4 protein-coding genes are annotated in these 3,469 nt (G+C 60.9%); 3 read left to right on the top strand and 1 reads right to left on the bottom strand.

Translation table 11 applies throughout. From position 1 onward, the window contains the following. The 3 genes from ACTHL0_RS00980 to ACTHL0_RS00970 all read left to right on the top strand — a co-directional run. Positions 1-453, top strand: a 453-nt coding sequence (locus ACTHL0_RS00980) for a YceI family protein (RefSeq protein ID WP_440564691.1), incomplete at its 5' end; no start/stop codon positions are given. 179 nt (positions 454-632) lie between these two features. Then, complete coding sequence (locus tag ACTHL0_RS00975) at positions 633-1,217, top strand: YceI family protein (RefSeq protein ID WP_440564690.1); 585 nt, start codon at positions 633-635, stop codon at positions 1,215-1,217. 259 nt (positions 1,218-1,476) lie between these two features. Next, on the top strand, positions 1,477-2,754 hold the full coding sequence (locus ACTHL0_RS00970) for an MFS transporter (RefSeq protein ID WP_440564689.1): 1,278 nt from the start codon (positions 1,477-1,479) through the stop codon (positions 2,752-2,754). 149 nt (positions 2,755-2,903) lie between these two features. On the opposite strand, the gene secF is transcribed toward ACTHL0_RS00970, so the two are convergent. Then, on the bottom strand, positions 2,904-3,469 hold a 566-nt coding region (secF, locus tag ACTHL0_RS00965; RefSeq protein WP_440564688.1), incomplete at its 5' end, for a protein translocase subunit SecF.

Below are 3,469 nucleotides of genomic sequence, written 5' to 3'. Positions count from 1 at the left end.
TCCAAGCAAATGAACGTGCCGGTCGAGGGCAAGTTCAAGAAATTCGACGCGAAAGTGAGCTTCGATCCGGCCAAACCTGCCGCGGGGAGCGCGCAGCTGACAATCGACGTCGGCAGCTACGATCTGGGCGACGACAGCTACAACGAGCAGGTGCGCGGCAAGGACTGGTTCGATACCAAGGCCTTCCCGAAAGCCACCTTCGTATCGTCGGCAATCGCACCAGCCGGCGCGGGCAAGTTCAACGTGACGGGCACGCTGACGATCAAAGGCAAATCGCAAAGCGTGACGTTCCCGATGACGGTCGGTCAGCAGGGGAGTGAGCAGACGTTCGATGGCGCGTTGCCGATCAGCCGCCTGAAATTCGACGTCGGCACCGGCGAATGGAAGGACACGTCGACGGTCGCCGACGAAGTCACGATCAAATTCCATATCGTCGTGCCGAAGAAATCGTAAGCCCGAAACGGAGCAAATCAACCCGTTTCAGGGTGGCATCATGACCCGTTGATGACTTTTTTGTCATTTACCGTGAGTCCGGCAGGAGGTCGCTAAACGGGTCGGCCAATGCCTCACGGTTGCATCGTTCTATCGCCGCTTGCTCAGGGCGGTTTCCTCAAAGATACAAGGAGAATTCATTGAAGCCCCGTACTCTCATCGCCGCCGCCGTCGCGGCTGCATCGATCGTCTCGTTCACGAACGCGTTCGCCGCCGATACGTACCAACTGGATCCAAGCCACACGTACCCCAGCTTCGCGGCCGATCACTTCGGCGGTTTGTCGGTTTGGCGCGGCAAGTTCACGAAGTCCTCGGGCACCGTGATGCTCGATCGTCAGAACAAAACGGGTTCGGTCGACGTGACGATCGAGCCGGGTTCGATCGATACGGGCAATGCCGAGCTGAACGAACATCTGCAGACGCCGGCATTCTTCGATACCACCAAGTATCCGAAGGCAACCTACAAGGGCACGCAAATCAAGTTCGACGGCGACAAGCCCGTCGAAGTGATCGGCACGTTGACGCTGCATGGTGTGACGAAGCCGGTCGATCTTAAGATCGAATCGTTCAAGTGCATGATGCATCCGATGCTCAAGCGCGAAGTGTGCGGCGTCGAAGCCCGCGCCGATTTCAAGCGCGACGAGTTCGGTCTCGACTTCGGCAAGCAATACGGCTTCAACATGGATACGAAGCTCGAGATTCAAGCCGAAGGCGTCAAGCAGTAAGCGTTCAGCTGCCGCCGGCTGCCTGGGCAGCCGAATGTCAGTCTCCTGGAAAACCGCCCGCGAGCACTTCGCTTCGGGCGGTTTTTTGCATCTTGTCCACCATGCGCGCGTTGCACGTGTCATTTTGGCGGACCATACTGGGCGCGAGCCGTTACATCGGCTACATGAAGTTGCGCGCACATCTAATCGGAAAAGGCGCCCGCGATGACCTGGCGCCAGGGCTGAGGGTTTCCTCGGCACAGCACGACAGGAGACTCGCATGAGCGATACGTTGGCGGCAGCACCGATGGCTTCCCGCAACCATGTCTGGCGGGCCGTAGTGGCCACGTCGATCGGCAATGCACTCGAGTGGTTCGATTTGGTCGTCTATGGTTTTTTCGCCGTGACGATCGCCAAACTGTTCTTTCCCGCCGGCAACGATACGGTCTCACTGCTGCTTTCGCTCGGCACCTTCGGTGTCTCGTTTTTCATGCGTCCGTTGGGCGCGATCGTCATCGGTGCGTACGCAGATCGTGCGGGCCGCAAAGCGGCACTTACGCTGTCTATCCTCTTGATGATGATCGGCACGGCCATCATCGTCGTGCTGCCCACCTACGAGACGATTGGCATTGCGGCGCCGCTCATGCTCGTCCTGGCGCGCTTGATGCAGGGATTTTCGGCAGGCGGGGAGTTCGGCAGCGCCACGGCGTTTCTCGCAGAGCACGTGCCGCAGCGCCGGGGCTTCTTCGCCAGTTGGCAGGTGTCGAGCCAAGGGCTCACCACCGTGCTCGCCGCCGTGTTCGGCACGGTGCTCACGGGGGCGCTCACCCACGAGCAGATGCTGTCGTGGGGCTGGCGCGTGCCGTTCGTCTTCGGCCTGATGCTGGGGCCGATTGCCTACTACATTCGCTCCCATGTCGACGAGAGCCCCGAATTTCTGGCCGCGGAAACCACCGCCTCGCCACTGCGCGATACCTTCGCCGGTCAAAAGACGCGCCTTTTGATCGCGATCGGGATCGTCGTACTCGGCACGGTAGCCACGTACCTCGTGCTGTTCATGCCCACGTACGGCGTGAAGCAACTGGGGCTGCCGGCGTCCGTGTCGTTCTCGGCCGTCGTGTTATCGGGCTTGATTCAAATGATCGGGGCGCCTGTCGTCGGCCATCTTTCGGATCGGATCGGGCGTACGGGCATCATGCTCGCCGCGGCGGTGCTGATGCTCGTCCTCATCTATCCCGCATTCGTCTGGCTCGTCAGCGCGCCGAGCGCCGGTACGCTGATCGCCGTGCTGGTGGCGATGGGGATCCTCGTGACGAGCTACTTCGCCGCGCTGCCGGGGCTGCTCTCCGAAATCTTCCCCGTCGCAACCCGCACGACGGGAATGTCCTTGGCCTACAACATCGCCGTCACCCTCTTCGGCGGCTTCGGGCCGTTCATCATCGCCTGGCTGATCAAGGAGACGGGACAGAAGGTTGCGCCGAGCTTCTACATGATCTTTGCGGCACTCGTGAGCCTCGTGGCGTTGGTGGCGGCGCGGCGGTTGCTCGGGTTCAAGTGAACTGAGCGCGGGAGGCGGGCCCCGCCGCTCGCCCCTCCAAACGAAAGCGGCGCGCTGCGGAATCAACCGCATGCGCGCCGCTTTTCGCAGGCTCCGTCGGACGAAGCGCTAAAGCTTCATGCCGGACCGAGCCTAAGCAATCGAACCCCTCAAACCTGTGCGCCCGCGTTCGGATCGCTCGGATCGTGACGCGGCTTGTTGTCCTTCAGCAGATCTTCACGCTTCACGCCGAGCCACATCGCCAAGGCTGCCGCGACGAATACCGACGAATAGATACCGAAGCAGATGCCGATCGTCAGCGCCAGTGCGAAGTAATGCAGCGTCGGGCCGCCGAACAGGAACATCGACAGCACCATCATCTGCGTACAACCGTGCGTGATGACCGTGCGCGACATCGTGCTCGTGATGGCGTGGTTGATGACTTCCATGACCGTCATCTTGCGTTCGCGCCGGAACGTCTCGCGGATTCGGTCGAAGATGACGACCGATTCGTTCACCGAGTAGCCGAGCACCGCGAGCACCGCCGCCAGCACCGAGAGCGAGAACTCCCACTGGAAGAATGCGAAGAAGCCGAGACTGATCACGACGGCGTGCAAGTTCGCGATGATGCCGGCCACCGCGTATTTCCACTCGAAGCGGAACGACAGATAGATGACGATGCCGATCACGACGCAGGCGAGTGCAAGCAAGCCGTTGGTGGCCAACTCTTTGCCCA

It is taken from the genome of Trinickia sp. (assembly GCF_051961175.1).
In the GTDB taxonomy this organism is placed as follows: domain Bacteria; phylum Pseudomonadota; class Gammaproteobacteria; order Burkholderiales; family Burkholderiaceae; genus Trinickia.
This window is presented reverse-complemented; position numbering and strand designations above follow the sequence as displayed.